Below are 14,195 nucleotides of genomic sequence, written 5' to 3' on the forward strand. Positions count from 1 at the left end.
CCAGGAGGCAGCCATGCCCTATCGTTCAAATACGCGCCGTCCGCTGCCGATTCGCTTCAGCACCCTGCAACTGACCGTCAGCATTGCCCTGGGCCTGTGGCTGGGATTTCTTGCCATTGTGCTGACTTGCTGGCTGGCGTCGCGTTTTGTGTTCCCGGAGCAATTGGCCCCGGTGGCGCAAGCGGTGCAGCGACTGGCCAAACCGCCGGTGGTGCAACCAGCGCCGGATATTCCGCCGCAAAGCCCGCTGTTCGAACAATACAAAGAAAACTTGCGCAAGAACGAGCAGCAACAGGCGCTTGATCAGGCCCGCAGCAACAATCGCAACCTGTCGAACCCCAAGTGCCAGTTCTGGCTGCAACAGGACCAGACCGCACCCAGCGAAAAAACCCGCGCCAATGTTTTGCAATTTTGCGACTGACCATGAATAAGCACATCGTCCATCAACTGATTCTCGACAAACTGCGCATCGACCTCGACATTGCCGAGCGCGCCGCGCAAACCGCCTACGAAACCGCGACCCACGAAGAAAACATCGCCGAAAACAAGTACGACACTCTTGGCCTGGAAGCCTCTTATCTGGCAGCCGGGCAGGCGAAACGAGTGGAAGAAATTCGCCTGTCACTGACCTTGTGCCAGAACCTGACGTTGCGCCCTTATGATGATCAACGGGGAATCGAAGTGGGTACCCTGCTCGGCCTGGAAGACGAAAAGGGGCGTGAACAGTGGCTGTTCCTGGCCCCCGATGCGGCAGGTTTGAAGATCGATGTGGTGGGGCAATGGGTGACCGTCATCACCCCTCGCTCGCCGCTGGGCAAAAGCCTGCTGGGCAAGTTCGAAGGGGACGAGGTGGAGATTCTGGTGGCGGGTGCTCGGCAACAGTTTGCTGTTACCGAGGTGGTCTAGCCGATCAGTGAACCGGCAGTTCGACGCCGTCGAACAGCTCTTCCAGTTCCTGTTTGTTGTGGCAGGCGATGGCCTTGGCCATGACTTCGCGAGTCAGGTGCGGTGCGAATTTCTCGATGAAGTCGCACATGAAACCACGCAGGAAAGTGCCGCGACGGAAACCGATCTTGGTGATGCTGGACTCGAACAACTCGCTGGCATCAAGCACCACCAGGTCGCTGTCGAGCTTGGTATCGACCGCCATCTTCGCCACGATCCCCACGCCCAGGCCCAGGCGCACGTAAGTCTTGATCACGTCGGCATCGGCGGCGGTGAACACCACTTTGGGTGTCAGGCCACGATGGCTGAAGGCTTCGTCGAGTTTTGAACGACCGGTAAAACCGAACACATAGGTCACGATCGGGTATTCGGCCAGCGCTTCGAGGGTCAACTTCGGCAGCTTGGTCAGCGGATGGCCCTGAGGCACGACCACGCAACGGTTCCAGCGGTAGCACGGCATCATCACCAGATCACCGAACAGCTCCAGGGCTTCGGTAGCAATGGCGAAGTCCACGGTGCCATCTGCGGCCATTTCGGCGATCTGCATCGGCGAACCCTGGTGCATGTGCAGGGCCACGTCCGGGTATTGCTTGATGAATGTGCTGATCACCGGCGGCAACGCATAACGCGCCTGGGTGTGGGTGGTGGCGATCGACAGGGTGCCTTTCTTCTCGTTGGAGAACTCCTGGGCGATCTGCTTGATGCTTTCTACCTTGCGTAAAATCTCGCCGGCGGTGGTGATGATGCGTTCGCCGGCCGGGGTGACACGGGTGAGGTGCTTGCCGCTGCGGGCGAAAACCTCGACCCCCAATTCATCTTCCAGCAAACGGATCTGTTTGCTGATGCCTGGCTGAGAGGTGTAAAGACTTTGGGCTGTAGCGGAGACGTTGAGGTCGTGGTGCGCCACTTCCCAGATGTAGCGCAATTGTTGAAGCTTCATATGTATCCCTCAAAGCAGGTAGACGCCACGGGCATCAGCGACGGTATATAACTATATTAATGGTTTGAAGAATAAATCTAGAACTTTTTTATCAAAACGCCATTATTCGTGCGCTTAAAGATCCCCTTGGCGCCGACGTTGCACCAGCGGTACCAGATAGACCGGCACCTGAGCCAACTGCAACACCCGTGCGGCGGTTCTGCCCAGCGGCATATCCGCGCCAGCGCCATGGCTGTGACTACCTACGATCAGCAAATCCACAGAGAGTTTCTGTGCCTGGTCAAGAATCACCTGCGAGGGGTCCCCCTGCAGCACCCGCACCGCCTGAATCCGCTCCAGATCCTGAACGCCCTCCTCGCCCAATTCTTCACGAAAGCTGTCGAGCACCCGTTGCTCGATGCTGGCAATCACCGTACTCAGACCCTGGCTGTGGAACTCGTTCAATGCCTGCTCATCGAGGTAACTCTGCAGCACCGATTCGGCGAACAGCCCCATCGGTTCCACCGCGTGCACCACATACAAGTCGGCATTGAACGTTCGTGCCAGTGCCAGTGCGTGCTGCATCACCAAAGGTGCATACAGGCCGAGGTCAGTGGCATACAGCATCGAACGAATCATATGACCTCCTCGCGTGCCAAGATGGCGGAGATTGATTCAGCTTAGCAGTGCCTTGGCGAATACGACGTGCCGCCCAACGCATTGAATGGCGGGGCTTAAAGCTTCGGCTCGTTACTGATGCCGTGGGGCACGTGACCGGTGGCGACCACCTCGCGCGCCAGCTCGCAATGACCGGCCTGATCATCGAAAAACACGTCGGCGGCAAACGCCTCCAGAAACGCCGATTTGGTCAGGCCGCCGAGGAACAGCGATTCATCCAGACGAATGTCCCACTCGCGTAACGTGCGAATCACCCGCTCGTGAGCCGGTGCCGAACGCGCCGTCACCAGCGCGGTGCGAATCGGGCAGGCGTCATCGGGAAATTCGCGCTGCAACAGATTCAGCGCCGCAAGGAATCCCTTGAACGGCCCACCGCGCAGCGGCTCGCGCGCAGATTCGCGCTCGCTGGCCTGGAACGCCTCCAGACCACCGGACTGATAGATGCGCTCCGACTCGTCGGAAAAAATCACCGCGTCACCGTCGAACGCAATGCGCAACTCATCACTGGCCGCACGGCTCGCGCCGCCTGAGAGAATAGTCGCCGCCGCAAATCCGGCCTCCAGTGCGCTGCGCACGTCTTCGGCATGGGTCGACAGAAACAGGTCGCAACCAAATGCCTTGAGGTACGGATAAGGACTGCGTCCACCGACAAATGCGGCTCGGGAGATCGCCAGGCCGTAGTGATGAATCGAGTTGAACACACGCAGTCCGGTGTCTGCGCTATTGCGCGACACCAGGACCACCTCGACCCGGGCGCGGCCCAGGCTGGCATTCAGATTGAGGAGTTTTTCCACCAGCGGGAATGCGTCGCCGGGTTCGAGGATTTCGTCCTCATGTTCGATCTGGTATTGCCGGTAAGCCTCGACCCCGCTCGACAGGTAAACCTTGTGACTCTCGCTCAAGTCGAACAGCGCTCGCGAAGAAATCGCCAGCACCAGTTTGTCGTCGATGGTCTTTGCCATGCCTTTCTCCCTCAGGTTGAGCGGTTCAAGTATTGCGTCGGTCGATGAAACCCAGACTGCGATACAAGGCATCGATTCGCGGTAACTCGCAGCCCGCGGCTTTGGCCGCTGCCAGTGGCCGGGCGTAAATGGCTTCCAGTTCCAGAGGTCGTTTATGCAGGAAGTCGTGGTACATGCTCGGCCAATAATCGGTCATTTTTTCGGTCATCAGGAACAGGTAGTCGGCGTAGCCCGGTGGCATGTCGTGACCGCAGGCTTTCGCGCCCTGCACCACTTCTGCCATCAATAGCTGAATCAGCGCGCGGCTGTCAGCGTCCGCCATCAACGGCGTGGTGCTCGCCCCAAGCAGCACCGACAGACCGTTATAGGGGATATTCCAGACCAGTTTCTGCCAGCGCGCCTGATGCAGATTGGGCATGGCTTGGGAATCGATGCCAGCGGTACGGAACAGGCTGGCGCCCTCTTCGACAATCGCCATGCGGGCCGCATCATCAAGAGCAGGGCCGCTGTGGTAACCGACATTCACGGAACCGAGGGCCTGATGGGTAATTACGCCCGGACCTTCGCGATGAACGCAGATCAGGCACAGACCACCGAGAAGATGCAGTGAGTCCGGGAGCAACGCCCGCAAGCTGTCTTCGACATCCAGGCCATTTTGCAGCACCAGCACTCTGGCCCCCGGCGCTGCGGCATGAATGATGGCCGGCGCCAGACCGGCGTTGCTGGTTGTTTTCGCCCCCACCAGCAACCAGTCGCAAGACGGCATGTCCTCGGCGGCTGAATAGGCCTGTACCGGGTTCAGCGTCAGGGCGCCATGCACCGCGCTGTCAACGCGCAGCCCATGCTCAGCCACCGCTGAAAACTCACTGCGCAGTAAAAAATGCACATCAAAGCCGGCACGCGCCAGCATCACACCATAGAAACCGCCGATTGCGCCGGTCCCGACAATGCCGATTTTCGGCCTGGCAACTGCTCCCATCATGGCAACTCCTCTGCTGTTCCGGTCAGCGCCTGCACCACGGCTTCATTCAGCTCGGGGCCGGTCAGGCGCGACTTCAGTGCTCCGAAGAACTCACCGTCGCGCACTACAAACAGCGCCGGCAAATGAAAGACCTCATAACGTTCCACCAGACCGCCATTGTTGGCGGCATCGATCCAGCACAGTTGATCCACCGCCAATTCCAGCGCCGGCAAAGTCTGCCGCGCATAACGGCAGCTGGCGCAGCCCACACTGGTGAAAATCACCAGGCTGATGCCGTTCATGGCCAGCAGCCGTTGGTCGGCGTCGAAATCGGTCAATTGCAATTCGACCACTATACTGGGGGAAACAATGTCAAATGGGCGACACAGGGAGTCCGTGTTCATGGGACGTTTCATTCCTCATCCTGACGATGTGCCCGTGGAGTTGACGCTGCTCAAACATGAGTGCATTTCACGGCAACGGCTGCACACTATCAGCCTCGGCGGCATGGCTTGCAATTACCACCGCGCCTGGCGCCACGGCACGGCACTGGAAGTGCGCATGCCGACCCTCAACCCCGACCTGCGTTATCTGGGCTATGTGGCCTGGTGCCTGCGGCGCAAGCGCGGCTATCTGGTGGGCATTGCCTTCGTTGACGAGCAGATGCTGTTCAGCGCCCGAATGGGTGAGCAAGTGTGTCAGATCGAACGCTACTGCCGCCTGCACGAAGACCATGACGAGCTGCAGGATATTCAGGCCATGGCCCTTGAATGGGTCCAGCAGCATGCCAACGAGTTCTCTCACGACACGGTTCGCAAGGCATTTGCTCAGCCAATGCGGGATTAAACCCGTGTCTGCCCATTGTCGAGCAGGCGCCTAACGCGCTAAGGTTCGGCTCCCCGACGCGCTTAATCTGCTGTGCTCCGCCGCGCGGGTTCGCTGGCGGCCGGCACCTGTGACCTGACGAGTAAACGATGGCTGATTTACCGATCAACGACCTAAACGTCGCCTCCAATGAGACCCTGATCACCCCCGATCAGCTCAAGCGTGATATCCCTCTGAGCGACGCTGCCTTGCGCACCGTCACTCAGGGTCGCGAAGTCATTCGCAATATTCTGGATGGCACCGACCACCGCCTGTTCGTGGTGATCGGGCCGTGCTCGATCCATGACCTCAAGGCTGCTCACGAATACGCCGAGCGCCTGAAAGCACTGGCCGCCGAAGTGTCCGATACCCTGTATCTGGTCATGCGTGTGTATTTCGAAAAACCACGCACCACCGTCGGCTGGAAAGGCTTGATCAACGATCCGTATCTGGACGACTCGTTCAAGATCCAGGACGGTCTGCACATTGGTCGCAAGTTGCTGCTGGACCTGGCCGAGATGGGCCTGCCGACCGCCACTGAAGCCCTCGACCCGATCTCCCCGCAGTACTTGCAGGACCTGATCAGCTGGTCGGCCATTGGCGCACGCACCACCGAATCCCAGACTCACCGTGAAATGGCTTCCGGTTTGTCCTCGGCGGTCGGCTTCAAGAACGGCACCGACGGCGGCCTGACCGTTGCCATCAACGCCCTGCAGTCGGTTTCCAGCCCGCACCGTTTCCTGGGCATCAACCAGGAAGGTGGCGTGTCGATCGTCACCACCAAGGGCAACGCCTACGGTCACGTGGTATTGCGCGGTGGCAACGGCAAGCCGAACTACGACTCGGTCAGCGTTGCCCTGTGCGAGCAGGCGCTGAACAAGGCGAAGATCAAGCCGAACATCATGGTCGATTGCAGCCACGCCAACTCCAACAAGGACCCGGCCCTGCAACCGCTGGTGATGGAGAACGTTGCCAACCAGATCCTCGAAGGCAACCAGTCAATCATCGGCCTGATGGTCGAGAGCCACCTGAACTGGGGCTGCCAGGCGATCCCCAAAGACCTCGCCGACCTGCAATACGGCGTGTCGATCACCGATGCCTGCATCGACTGGTCCGCCACCGAAAACACCTTGCGCAGCATGCATGCCAAGCTCAAGGACGTGCTGCCAAAACGCGATCGCGGCTGATCACGTTTACTGCGCACACAAAAACGCCGGGCTAAGCCCGGCGTTTTTTATGGGATGCGTTTACTGATTCAGCTTTGCCGCATGCCGCTGGTGACGCTCCATGTAGCGCTCCACGTAGGAGCACGATGGAATCACCGTGTAACCCATCTCTTCGGCGTACTGCAGCGCCTGCTCGGTCAATGCCGCCGCAATGCCCCGGCCGCGCAATGCGTTGGGCACGAAGGTGCGATAGATATCCAGGGTCTGTTTTCCCAGGTCCATATAGGTCAGGTAGGCACGATGACCGTCCACACTGGTCTCGAACTGATGACCAGCCTGGTCATGGTGGATGGACAACGCCTCGCTCATCACTACTCCTCGCGGGTCTTGAATTCTGACCCCTACCTTACCGATGTTTTTCCGGCGAAGGAACATCTACGCCACCCTGTGCCTGAATGGACACCGAGAAAATCTGCACCGATCTCGCGCAACCTGGCACGTATCAAATAGTAGGCACCATTGGCACAAATGCTCAAGGTGCGCTCGTCATCATGCCGGGTTGGCCGGTACAGCTGTGGGTGACGCAGTAGCCGCTCGACCGAAGATCCCTGTCTAACGCCTGAACATTGCCGGATGTTGAGACTTAAGACGAGCGCCCTTTGTTAAAGTCACCTCAACATGCATAAAGATATGCGAGACGCTACGCAAAACCAGAACAAAAGTGTAGACGAATCCATGTAAAGGGACTTTAGCCGATGCAAAAAAAACGACAATACACGCAGGCAACGGCGGTCCAGACGCCTTGTCTGGCTCGGGTTTTGCCACGGGGTATTTTCGGGACAATGCAGTTAAAAGTTGCTCGAAAAAGAATCAGCGCCTACAATTTTTTTTGCTTCTTGCGCTACGTCAGTTTACTTACTACAAGTAATGGGTAGTATGTACGCCGGCTATTTCCTCACTCTGAGGAGACAGCTACTTAAATAGAAAGTCCTTGAAGGGGAACACGATGAACAACGTTCTGAAATTCTCTGCTCTGGCTCTGGCCGCAGTTCTGGCTACCGGTTGCAGCAGCGCATCGAAAGAAACCGAAGCACGTCTGACCGCTACTGAAGACGCAGCTGCTCGCTCCCAGGCTCGTGCAGACGAAGCTTACCGTAAAGCTGATGAAGCTCTGGCTGCTGCTCAAAAAGCACAACAGACTGCTGACGAAGCTAACGAGCGCGCTCTGCGTATGCTGGACAAAGCTAGCCGCAAGTAATAGTCCTTCGGGATTGTTATCAAGCCGACCCATTTTTGGGTCGGCTTTTTTATTGCCTGGTGTTTCGTGCAGGCCATAAAAAACCCGCCGACGCGGCCAGCGTCGGCGGGTTTTGCTTGAGCGTTACTGCATATCGATCGGCGTACTCGCGGCCACCGGGGCAGCAGTGTTCGGCACGGCGATTTCGGTTGGCAGGCCGTCTTCAGCCGCCACCACGTCACGCACCACATCCCAGTTCATGCGCAGGTTGTTGGTGATGTCCTCACGCTTGAGCATGGCGTTGATCACCGCAGTGTGTTTGTCCACCACCGACGGGTTGCCGCTGTCGTCGAGCGGGGTGTGCGCTTCGAGGTAGACCTTGCCGGCACTCATGCCGAACTTGTACGGGTCGTTGATGATCCGCACCGAGGTACCGACCGGCACCATGCTGGCCATTTCCAGCACATTGTTGTTGAACATGCGGAAGCAGCCGTGACTGGTGCGCATGCCGATGCCGAATTTCTTGTTCGAACCGTGGATCAGGTAGCCCGGCGTCGCCAACGTGAACTTGAACGGCCCCAGCGGGTTGTCCGGGCCGGCCGGAACCACGTTAGGCAAAGGATCACCGTCTGCGGCGTGCTCGGCCTTGATCGACGCTGGAGGGGTCCAGGTCGGGTTCGGGATCTTGCCGGTGATGGTGGTGTGCGCAATCGGCGAGCCCCAGCCCTCACGACCGATACCCAGCGGGAAGGTGTACACCACGTTCCGGCCTTTCGGGTAGTAGTAGAGGCGGTATTCAGCCAGGTTGATGACGATGCCTTCACGCGGGCCAGGCGGCAGGATGAAACGCGTCGGCAGAATGATTTCAGTGCCTGCGCCTGGTAGCCAGGCATCGACGCCCGGGTTGGCCGCGACCATCTCCGAGTAACCCAGGTCGTAAGTAGTGCCCAGGTCGGCGAAGGTGTCTTCGTACTTGGCCTTGATCACCTGGACCTGGCCGATGATGTCTTCACCAGGCGGTGGCAGGGGCAGCTCCAGGGCTGCAACGGGACCCGCCACACACAGGGCGGCAAGAGACAGGCAGCGGGTGACGGCAGGAAAGCGCGGCAACATCCGGAAAATCCTTCGCAGATCGACTAGGGGTTAAGAAGGCGATTGTACACCGACGCCCGTAAATTCGGGGAGATCGGGAATATGGCAGGCGACACATGACATATTCTTCATGCCAGTGTCGGCCATGGGGCAGGCCTAAAGCTCGAAACGCAACTCGGGCCAGATCGGCGATGTGCCGCGCTTTTGCGATTCAAGAATGGCGCGGCACAACGAACACAGGCGCTGATCCTGAAAGACCGTGCGATCAACGCTCGACCAGCGCGGTTGCGCCGGCAGCAGACTGCCGCACAAAGTCCGATCCGCCGAACCGCCGAGTTCCAGTTGACGCGTCACCAGATGCACCCGTACTTCCTGGCAGGCGAACAGATCCAGCTGCTCGTCAGGCTCGATCAGTTGGTAGGCAAAAAGGGACCAGGCAGAACGCGACATCGGGGGCTCCAGATTGGGGGGGCGCCACCTTAGCCGAAAGCCTGCCACTAGAAAAGCGTCATAGCAGCGGTTTTAGCGTCGGCCAGACATTTTCCAGCAACTTGTCCTGAGCCCCCACCGCCGGGTGCAGGCCATCGGCTTGCATCAGCTCCGGATGACCGCCGATCCCGTCGAGAAAAAACGGCACCAGCGGGATCTTTTTCTCGTCCGCCAACTGACCATAAACCTCGGCAAATGCCTTGGTGTAGCGTGCGCCATAATTGGGGGGCAATTGCATGCCCAGCAGCAGCACCTTTGCACCGCTGGCGCGGGAGCTGTCGATCATTGCCGCAAGGTTTTGTTGCAATTGAGTTGGCAGCATTCCACGCAGGCCATCGTTGCCGCCCAACTCCAGGATCACCAGCTGTGGTTTATGCTCTGCAAGCAGCGCCGGCAGGCGTGCCTGGCCACCGGCACTGGTGTCGCCGCTGATGGAGGCATTGACGACTTTATCGTCGAAACCTTCGCGCTTGAGCCGTTGTTCAAGCAACGACACCCACCCCAAGCGTGTATCCAGGCCGAAACCGGCGCTGATACTATCGCCAACGATCAGGACTGTACCCGCCGCTGCGTTCTGGGCCATGCACATCAGGGCCAGGCCAGCACTCAAAAACCATACACGCATCGGATTCTCCATGGGCGCAAGCATTCTCACCGCGAAGAACCTCAGCAAAGTGGTCCCCAGCGCGGAAGGTGAACTGACTATCCTGCACGAACTCAGCCTGGAACTGAACAAGGGCGACAGCCTGGCCATCGTCGGCGCGTCCGGTTCCGGCAAATCCACCCTCCTCGGCCTGCTCGCCGGCCTTGACCTGCCGAGCAGTGGCGAAGTCACCCTCGCCGGGCAGGCCCTGAGCCAGCTCGATGAAGACCAGCGCGCCCGTATTCGCGCCGAGCATGTGGGTTTTGTTTTCCAGTCATTCCAGTTGCTCGACAGTCTCAACGCCCTGGAAAACGTCATGCTGCCGCTGGAGCTCGATGGCCGCAAAGACGCCCGCGAGCGCGCCACCGAACTGCTGCAACGCGTCGGCCTGGGCCAGCGCCTGACCCACTCGCCGCGCCAACTCTCCGGTGGCGAACAGCAACGCGTGGCCATCGCCCGGGCCTTTGCCGCCGAGCCGGATGTGCTGTTTGCCGACGAACCCACCGGCAACCTCGACAGCCACACCGGTGAACGCATCAGCGACCTGCTGTTCGAGTTGAACAAGGAACGCGGCACCACCCTGGTGCTGGTGACCCACGACGAACGCCTGGCACATCGCTGCCGGCGCCTGATCCGCCTTGAAGCCGGCCTGCTGGTCGCCCCTCTGGAGCCTTGATGGCACGCCTGCCGCTGTTGCGCCTGTTCAGTCTCGCCATTCGCCAATTGCTGCGCGACGCCCGCGCCGGCGAATTGCGGGTGTTGTTCTTTGCCCTGCTGGTGGCTGTGGCCGCCAGTACCGCCATCGGCTACTTCGGCGCCCGCCTCAACGGCGCGATGATGCTCCGGGCCACCGAATTCCTCGGTGCCGACCTGCTGTTGGAAGGCAGTTCACCGGCACGCCCCGAACAGATCAAAAGCGGCACTGAGCTGGGTCTCGAACACGCACAAGTGGTGGAGTTTTCCAGCGTCATTGCCACCGACAAAGGCATCCAGCTGTCGAGCATCAAGGCCGCCGATGACGTCTACCCGTTGCGCGGCGAACTGAAAAGCGCCCCGGCCCCCTTCGCACCCGAAATCACCGGGGGCGGACCGAAACCCGGCGAAGCCTGGGTCGAGCCGCGACTGCTGACGGCGCTGGACCTGAAGATCGGCGACAGCATCGACGTCGGCATGAAAACCCTCAAGCTGAGCCGCGTACTGACTTACGAACCGGATCGCGCCGGCAACTTCTACAGCCTGACACCACGCGTGCTGATCAACCTCGCCGACCTGAAGGCGACCGCCGTGGTACAGCCCGGCAGCCGCGTCAGTTACCGCGAGCTGTGGCGCGGCAATGCCCAGGCGCTGGAAACTTATCGGCAGCTGGTCAAACCGGGACTGGCCGCCAACCAGCGCCTGCAAGACGCCCGTGACGGCAACCGGCAGATCGGCGGCGCGCTGGGCAAGGCCGAACGTTATTTGAATATGGCCAGCCTGGTGGCGGTGCTGCTGTCCGGCGTGGCCGTCGCCTTGTCGGCAACACGCTTCGCCACCCGCCGTTTCGACGCCAGCGCCTTGTTGCGCTGCCTGGGGCTTTCTCGCCGGGAAACCATGGTGTTGTTCAGCCTGCAGCTGACCGTCCTCGGCCTGCTCGCCAGCCTCAGTGGCGCCCTGCTCGGCTGGCTGGCACAGCTGGGGCTGTTCGCCTTGCTGCACGATTTATTACCCAGCGATGTGCCACCGGGCGGTTTGTTCCCCGCCATCGCCGGGATCGGCACCGGCCTCGTCGCCCTGGCCGGCTTCGCCTTGCCGCCACTGGCCGCGCTGGGCCGGGTTCCGCCGCTGCGGGTATTGCGACGGGACATGCTGCCGATCCCCTCCAGCACCTGGATGGTCTATGGCGCGGCGCTCGGTGCCCTCGGCCTGATCATGTGGCGCCTGAGTCTGGATCTGGTGCTGACCTTTGCCCTGCTGGGCGGCGGTGTGATTGCGGCGCTGGTGCTCGGTGGCTTGCTGCTGTTGCTGCTCAACAGCCTGCGGCGGATGCTGGCCCGAGCCTCCTTGCCATGGCGGCTTGGCCTTGGCCAACTACTGCGCCATCCCTTGGCGGCAGCCGGCCAGTCCCTGGCTTTCGGCTTGATCCTGCTGTCGATGGCACTCGTGGCGTTGCTACGCGGCGAACTGCTGGACACCTGGCAGAACCAGTTACCCAAAAACGCGCCCAACTATTTTGTCCTGAACATCCTGCCAGCGGACAAGCAGGCCTTCACTGATCACCTGGTCGGGCTTTCTGCCCAGTCGGCGCCGCTCTACCCGGTGGTGCCAGGACGCCTGATCAGCATTAACGGCGAAGCCGTACAGGAAATCGTCAGCAAGGATTCGGCCGGTGACCGGGCGATTCAGCGCGACCTGAGCCTGACCTGGGCCGCCGACCTGCCAGCGGGCAACACACTCACCGCCGGCAGCTGGTGGACACAACAACCAGCGGGCGACATTCCCGGTGTATCGGTCGAAGGCAAGGTGGCCGAAAGCCTGAAGCTCAGGCTCGGCGACGATCTGGTATTCACCGTCGGCGGGGTCAATCGCGAAGCGAAAGTCACCAGCCTGCGGGACATCAACTGGGACAACTTCCAGCCGAACTTCTTCATGATCTTCCAGCCTGGCACCCTGAAAGACCTGCCGGCCACCTACCTCACCAGCTTCTATCTGGCACCGGGCCACGATCAACAGATCGTCGATCTGTCCCGGGCGTTCCCGGCGGTGACCATCCTGCAAGTCGAAGCCTTGCTGGAGCAGTTGCGCAGCATCCTTGGCCAAGTGACCATCGCGGTGGAGTACGTGCTGTTATTCGTGTTGGCAGCGGGAATGGCCGTGCTGTTCTCCGGCTTGCAGGCGACACTGGACGAGCGCATTCGCCAGGGCGCGTTGCTGCGCGCACTGGGCGCCGAGCGACAGTTGCTGGTCAAGGCCCGGCGCATCGAGTTCGGCCTGCTTGGCGCCGTCAGCGGGTTGCTGGCGGCGCTGGGTACGGAGCTGGTCAGCCTGGTGCTTTACCGCTACGCCTTCGACCTGGTCTGGCATCCGCATCCGTGGCTGCTGGTGCTGCCGCTGATCGGTGCCGTGCTGATCGGTGGCGCCGGAGTGTTTGGCACCCGTCGCGCCTTGAACGCCAGTCCCCTGACAGTCTTGCGTGAGGGTTGATAGACTCTTGCGATCTTTCCCTGACAAGAAGCTGTCATGAGCCGCTACCGCCCTCCCCGCACCGCCGGCACCGCGCTGATCACCCCCGAAGGTGAAGCGCGGATGCGCGCCGAGTTTCACGAACTCTGGCATGTGCGCCGCCCGCAAGTGACACAGTCGGTCAGCGAAGCGGCGGCTCAGGGCGACCGCTCGGAAAACGCCGAATACACCTATGGCAAGAAGATGCTGCGCGAAATCGACAGCCGCGTGCGTTTTCTCACCAAACGGCTGGAAGCGCTGAAAGTGGTCAGCGAAAAGCCCAGCGACCCGAATAAGGTGTATTTCGGTGCGTGGGTCACCATTGAAGATGAAGACGGCAAGGAGTCGCGCTATCGCATCGTCGGGCCGGATGAGCTGGACTTGAAGCTGGGACTGATCAGCATCGACTCGCCACTGGCACGCGCACTGATCGGCAAGGCGCTGGATGCCGAAGTCCGGGTCCAGACACCCACTGGCGAGCAATGTGTGTATATCGTGGCGATCGAGTATCAATAAGTTTCAGCGACGGGTAATCAGCCCTTGGCGGGCCACGCGGGTCAGCTGCTTGATAACTTCGGGCGCGTCCGCAAGGCTGGGCGACTGAATCACGGCCAGATCGAAACTGTCATCGGCAAAGCGTGCCAGTGACTCGCCGTCTTCGACAAACTGGATCAGGAACGCGGCAGGCCCACCGGTACGACGCGGCCAGCCGTCGAGATAACGCAGGAGCGTCGGCTGATGTTTGCCGCCAAGCAGGATTTTTGGATTGCGCTGGGTGAGGTGCGCCGTGATCGGCGCCGGGCGTACAACAGGGTTTAGTGCATTCATCGTGTCGTGTCTCTGCCTCAAAATTCTGCATGGCAGGTGAGAGGCAACACCGAACCAGCGCTTTAGCGGTATTTCGAAGCCATGACCCGGCTTCTGTCGGCAACTGTATGAGTCACCTGGCGCCCCGCAAGTAGCTGTTTAAATCGGCGCATAGCAACACTCTAGTGAAGCTGACCGGACGGTGTCAATAATCTGCTGAAACAAAAAAGGCCC

18 protein-coding genes are annotated in these 14,195 nt (G+C 60.3%); 8 read left to right on the forward strand and 10 right to left on the reverse strand.

Features of this window, described 5'->3' with window-relative positions:
* The first annotated feature begins 13 nt into the window (after nt 1-13).
* Together POF45_RS07225 and POF45_RS07230 are read left to right on the forward strand one after the other, a co-directional pair.
* On the forward strand, nt 14-421 hold the full coding sequence (locus tag POF45_RS07225; protein WP_282315428.1) for a hypothetical protein: 408 nt from the start codon (nt 14-16) through the stop codon (nt 419-421).
* A gap of 2 nt (nt 422-423) precedes the next feature.
* Nucleotides 424-906 (forward strand): GreA/GreB family elongation factor, encoded by a 483-nt coding sequence (locus POF45_RS07230; protein ID WP_259495457.1) that lies wholly within the window; start codon nt 424-426, stop codon nt 904-906.
* Between the two features lie 4 nt (nt 907-910).
* Here the strand turns inward: POF45_RS07230 and cysB are convergent, their stop codons facing one another.
* From cysB to POF45_RS07255, 5 genes are all read right to left on the reverse strand, one after another.
* Nucleotides 911-1,885: an HTH-type transcriptional regulator CysB gene (gene cysB, locus POF45_RS07235; protein ID WP_259495458.1), complete on the reverse strand. Its 975-nt coding sequence runs from the start codon at nt 1,883-1,885 to the stop codon at nt 911-913.
* A gap of 114 nt (nt 1,886-1,999) precedes the next feature.
* Nucleotides 2,000-2,503: a universal stress protein gene (locus POF45_RS07240; RefSeq protein WP_259495459.1), complete on the reverse strand. Its 504-nt coding sequence runs from the start codon at nt 2,501-2,503 to the stop codon at nt 2,000-2,002.
* Between the two features lie 95 nt (nt 2,504-2,598).
* Nucleotides 2,599-3,504: a 5'-nucleotidase gene (locus tag POF45_RS07245; RefSeq protein WP_259495460.1), complete on the reverse strand. Its 906-nt coding sequence runs from the start codon at nt 3,502-3,504 to the stop codon at nt 2,599-2,601.
* 25 nt (nt 3,505-3,529) lie between these two features.
* Complete coding sequence (locus tag POF45_RS07250) at nt 3,530-4,486, reverse strand: putative 2-dehydropantoate 2-reductase (RefSeq protein WP_282315432.1); 957 nt, start codon at nt 4,484-4,486, stop codon at nt 3,530-3,532.
* Nucleotides 4,483-4,869 carry a thioredoxin family protein gene (locus POF45_RS07255; RefSeq protein WP_259495464.1) on the reverse strand — a complete coding sequence of 129 codons (387 nt, stop codon included), beginning with the start codon at nt 4,867-4,869 and terminating at the stop codon, nt 4,483-4,485. Before POF45_RS07255 ends, POF45_RS07250 begins: the two co-directional genes overlap by 4 nt.
* Here POF45_RS07255 and POF45_RS07260 point away from each other — a divergent pair.
* Both POF45_RS07260 and POF45_RS07265 read left to right on the forward strand, forming a co-directional pair.
* Nucleotides 4,868-5,311: a PilZ domain-containing protein gene (locus POF45_RS07260; protein WP_259495465.1), complete on the forward strand. Its 444-nt coding sequence runs from the start codon at nt 4,868-4,870 to the stop codon at nt 5,309-5,311. The genes POF45_RS07255 and POF45_RS07260 overlap by 2 nt on opposite strands.
* Before the next feature lie 128 nt (nt 5,312-5,439).
* Nucleotides 5,440-6,516 carry a 3-deoxy-7-phosphoheptulonate synthase gene (locus tag POF45_RS07265; RefSeq protein ID WP_259495467.1) on the forward strand — a complete coding sequence of 359 codons (1,077 nt, stop codon included), beginning with the start codon at nt 5,440-5,442 and terminating at the stop codon, nt 6,514-6,516.
* A 60-nt stretch (nt 6,517-6,576) separates the two neighbouring features.
* On the opposite strand, the gene POF45_RS07270 is transcribed toward POF45_RS07265, so the two are convergent.
* Entirely contained in the window at nt 6,577-6,864 is a 288-nt protein-coding gene (locus tag POF45_RS07270; RefSeq protein WP_259495469.1) for a GNAT family N-acetyltransferase, read from the reverse strand.
* Between the two features lie 637 nt (nt 6,865-7,501).
* Here POF45_RS07270 and oprI point away from each other — a divergent pair.
* Nucleotides 7,502-7,753, forward strand: coding sequence for an outer membrane lipoprotei OprI (gene oprI, locus POF45_RS07275; protein ID WP_003199355.1), 252 nt, complete (start codon nt 7,502-7,504; stop codon nt 7,751-7,753).
* 123 nt (nt 7,754-7,876) lie between these two features.
* Here the strand turns inward: oprI and POF45_RS07280 are convergent, their stop codons facing one another.
* The 3 genes from POF45_RS07280 to POF45_RS07290 form a co-directional block, all read right to left on the reverse strand.
* Complete coding sequence (locus tag POF45_RS07280) at nt 7,877-8,845, reverse strand: L,D-transpeptidase family protein (protein ID WP_259495475.1); 969 nt, start codon at nt 8,843-8,845, stop codon at nt 7,877-7,879.
* A 135-nt stretch (nt 8,846-8,980) separates the two neighbouring features.
* Nucleotides 8,981-9,274 (reverse strand): hypothetical protein, encoded by a 294-nt coding sequence (locus POF45_RS07285; protein WP_259495477.1) that lies wholly within the window; start codon nt 9,272-9,274, stop codon nt 8,981-8,983.
* A gap of 58 nt (nt 9,275-9,332) precedes the next feature.
* Nucleotides 9,333-9,938 carry an arylesterase gene (locus POF45_RS07290; RefSeq protein ID WP_259495478.1) on the reverse strand — a complete coding sequence of 202 codons (606 nt, stop codon included), beginning with the start codon at nt 9,936-9,938 and terminating at the stop codon, nt 9,333-9,335.
* Between the two features lie 10 nt (nt 9,939-9,948).
* On the opposite strand from POF45_RS07290, the gene POF45_RS07295 reads away from it, so the two are divergent.
* From POF45_RS07295 to greB, 3 genes are read left to right on the forward strand one after another with little or no spacing between them, the layout of a single operon-like run.
* On the forward strand, nt 9,949-10,632 hold the full coding sequence (locus POF45_RS07295) for an ABC transporter ATP-binding protein (protein WP_259495479.1): 684 nt from the start codon (nt 9,949-9,951) through the stop codon (nt 10,630-10,632).
* Nucleotides 10,632-13,136 carry an ABC transporter permease gene (locus tag POF45_RS07300; RefSeq protein WP_282315434.1) on the forward strand — a complete coding sequence of 835 codons (2,505 nt, stop codon included), beginning with the start codon at nt 10,632-10,634 and terminating at the stop codon, nt 13,134-13,136. The genes POF45_RS07295 and POF45_RS07300 overlap by 1 nt, the downstream gene beginning before the upstream one ends.
* Before the next feature lie 36 nt (nt 13,137-13,172).
* Entirely contained in the window at nt 13,173-13,670 is a 498-nt protein-coding gene (greB, locus tag POF45_RS07305; protein WP_282315435.1) for a transcription elongation factor GreB, read from the forward strand.
* A 3-nt stretch (nt 13,671-13,673) separates the two neighbouring features.
* On the opposite strand, the gene POF45_RS07310 is transcribed toward greB, so the two are convergent.
* Nucleotides 13,674-13,982 carry a class I SAM-dependent methyltransferase gene (locus POF45_RS07310; protein ID WP_259495484.1) on the reverse strand — a complete coding sequence of 103 codons (309 nt, stop codon included), beginning with the start codon at nt 13,980-13,982 and terminating at the stop codon, nt 13,674-13,676.
* Nucleotides 13,983-14,195 lie beyond the last annotated feature (213 nt).

The organism is Pseudomonas fungipugnans (genome assembly GCF_029955235.1).
Classification (GTDB): Bacteria; Pseudomonadota; Gammaproteobacteria; order Pseudomonadales; family Pseudomonadaceae; genus Aquipseudomonas; species Aquipseudomonas fungipugnans.

Coding starts and splice junctions, on each gene's coding strand:
- POF45_RS07310 (WP_259495484.1), bottom strand. CDS start 13,982: ATGAATGCACTAAACCCTGTTGTACGCCCGGCGCCGATCACGGCGCAC.
- POF45_RS07250 (WP_282315432.1), bottom strand. CDS start 4,486: ATGATGGGAGCAGTTGCCAGGCCGAAAATCGGCATTGTCGGGACCGGC.
- POF45_RS07240 (WP_259495459.1), bottom strand. CDS start 2,503: ATGATTCGTTCGATGCTGTATGCCACTGACCTCGGCCTGTATGCACCT.
- POF45_RS07295 (WP_259495479.1), top strand. CDS start 9,949: ATGGGCGCAAGCATTCTCACCGCGAAGAACCTCAGCAAAGTGGTCCCC.
- POF45_RS07285 (WP_259495477.1), bottom strand. CDS start 9,274: ATGTCGCGTTCTGCCTGGTCCCTTTTTGCCTACCAACTGATCGAGCCT.
- POF45_RS07270 (WP_259495469.1), bottom strand. CDS start 6,864: ATGAGCGAGGCGTTGTCCATCCACCATGACCAGGCTGGTCATCAGTTC.
- POF45_RS07255 (WP_259495464.1), bottom strand. CDS start 4,869: ATGAACACGGACTCCCTGTGTCGCCCATTTGACATTGTTTCCCCCAGT.
- POF45_RS07300 (WP_282315434.1), top strand. CDS start 10,632: ATGGCACGCCTGCCGCTGTTGCGCCTGTTCAGTCTCGCCATTCGCCAA.
- POF45_RS07290 (WP_259495478.1), bottom strand. CDS start 9,938: ATGCGTGTATGGTTTTTGAGTGCTGGCCTGGCCCTGATGTGCATGGCC.
- oprI (WP_003199355.1), top strand. CDS start 7,502: ATGAACAACGTTCTGAAATTCTCTGCTCTGGCTCTGGCCGCAGTTCTG.
- greB (WP_282315435.1), top strand. CDS start 13,173: ATGAGCCGCTACCGCCCTCCCCGCACCGCCGGCACCGCGCTGATCACC.
- cysB (WP_259495458.1), bottom strand. CDS start 1,885: ATGAAGCTTCAACAATTGCGCTACATCTGGGAAGTGGCGCACCACGAC.
- POF45_RS07230 (WP_259495457.1), top strand. CDS start 424: ATGAATAAGCACATCGTCCATCAACTGATTCTCGACAAACTGCGCATC.
- POF45_RS07280 (WP_259495475.1), bottom strand. CDS start 8,845: ATGTTGCCGCGCTTTCCTGCCGTCACCCGCTGCCTGTCTCTTGCCGCC.
- POF45_RS07260 (WP_259495465.1), top strand. CDS start 4,868: ATGGGACGTTTCATTCCTCATCCTGACGATGTGCCCGTGGAGTTGACG.
- POF45_RS07225 (WP_282315428.1), top strand. CDS start 14: ATGCCCTATCGTTCAAATACGCGCCGTCCGCTGCCGATTCGCTTCAGC.
- POF45_RS07265 (WP_259495467.1), top strand. CDS start 5,440: ATGGCTGATTTACCGATCAACGACCTAAACGTCGCCTCCAATGAGACC.
- POF45_RS07245 (WP_259495460.1), bottom strand. CDS start 3,504: ATGGCAAAGACCATCGACGACAAACTGGTGCTGGCGATTTCTTCGCGA.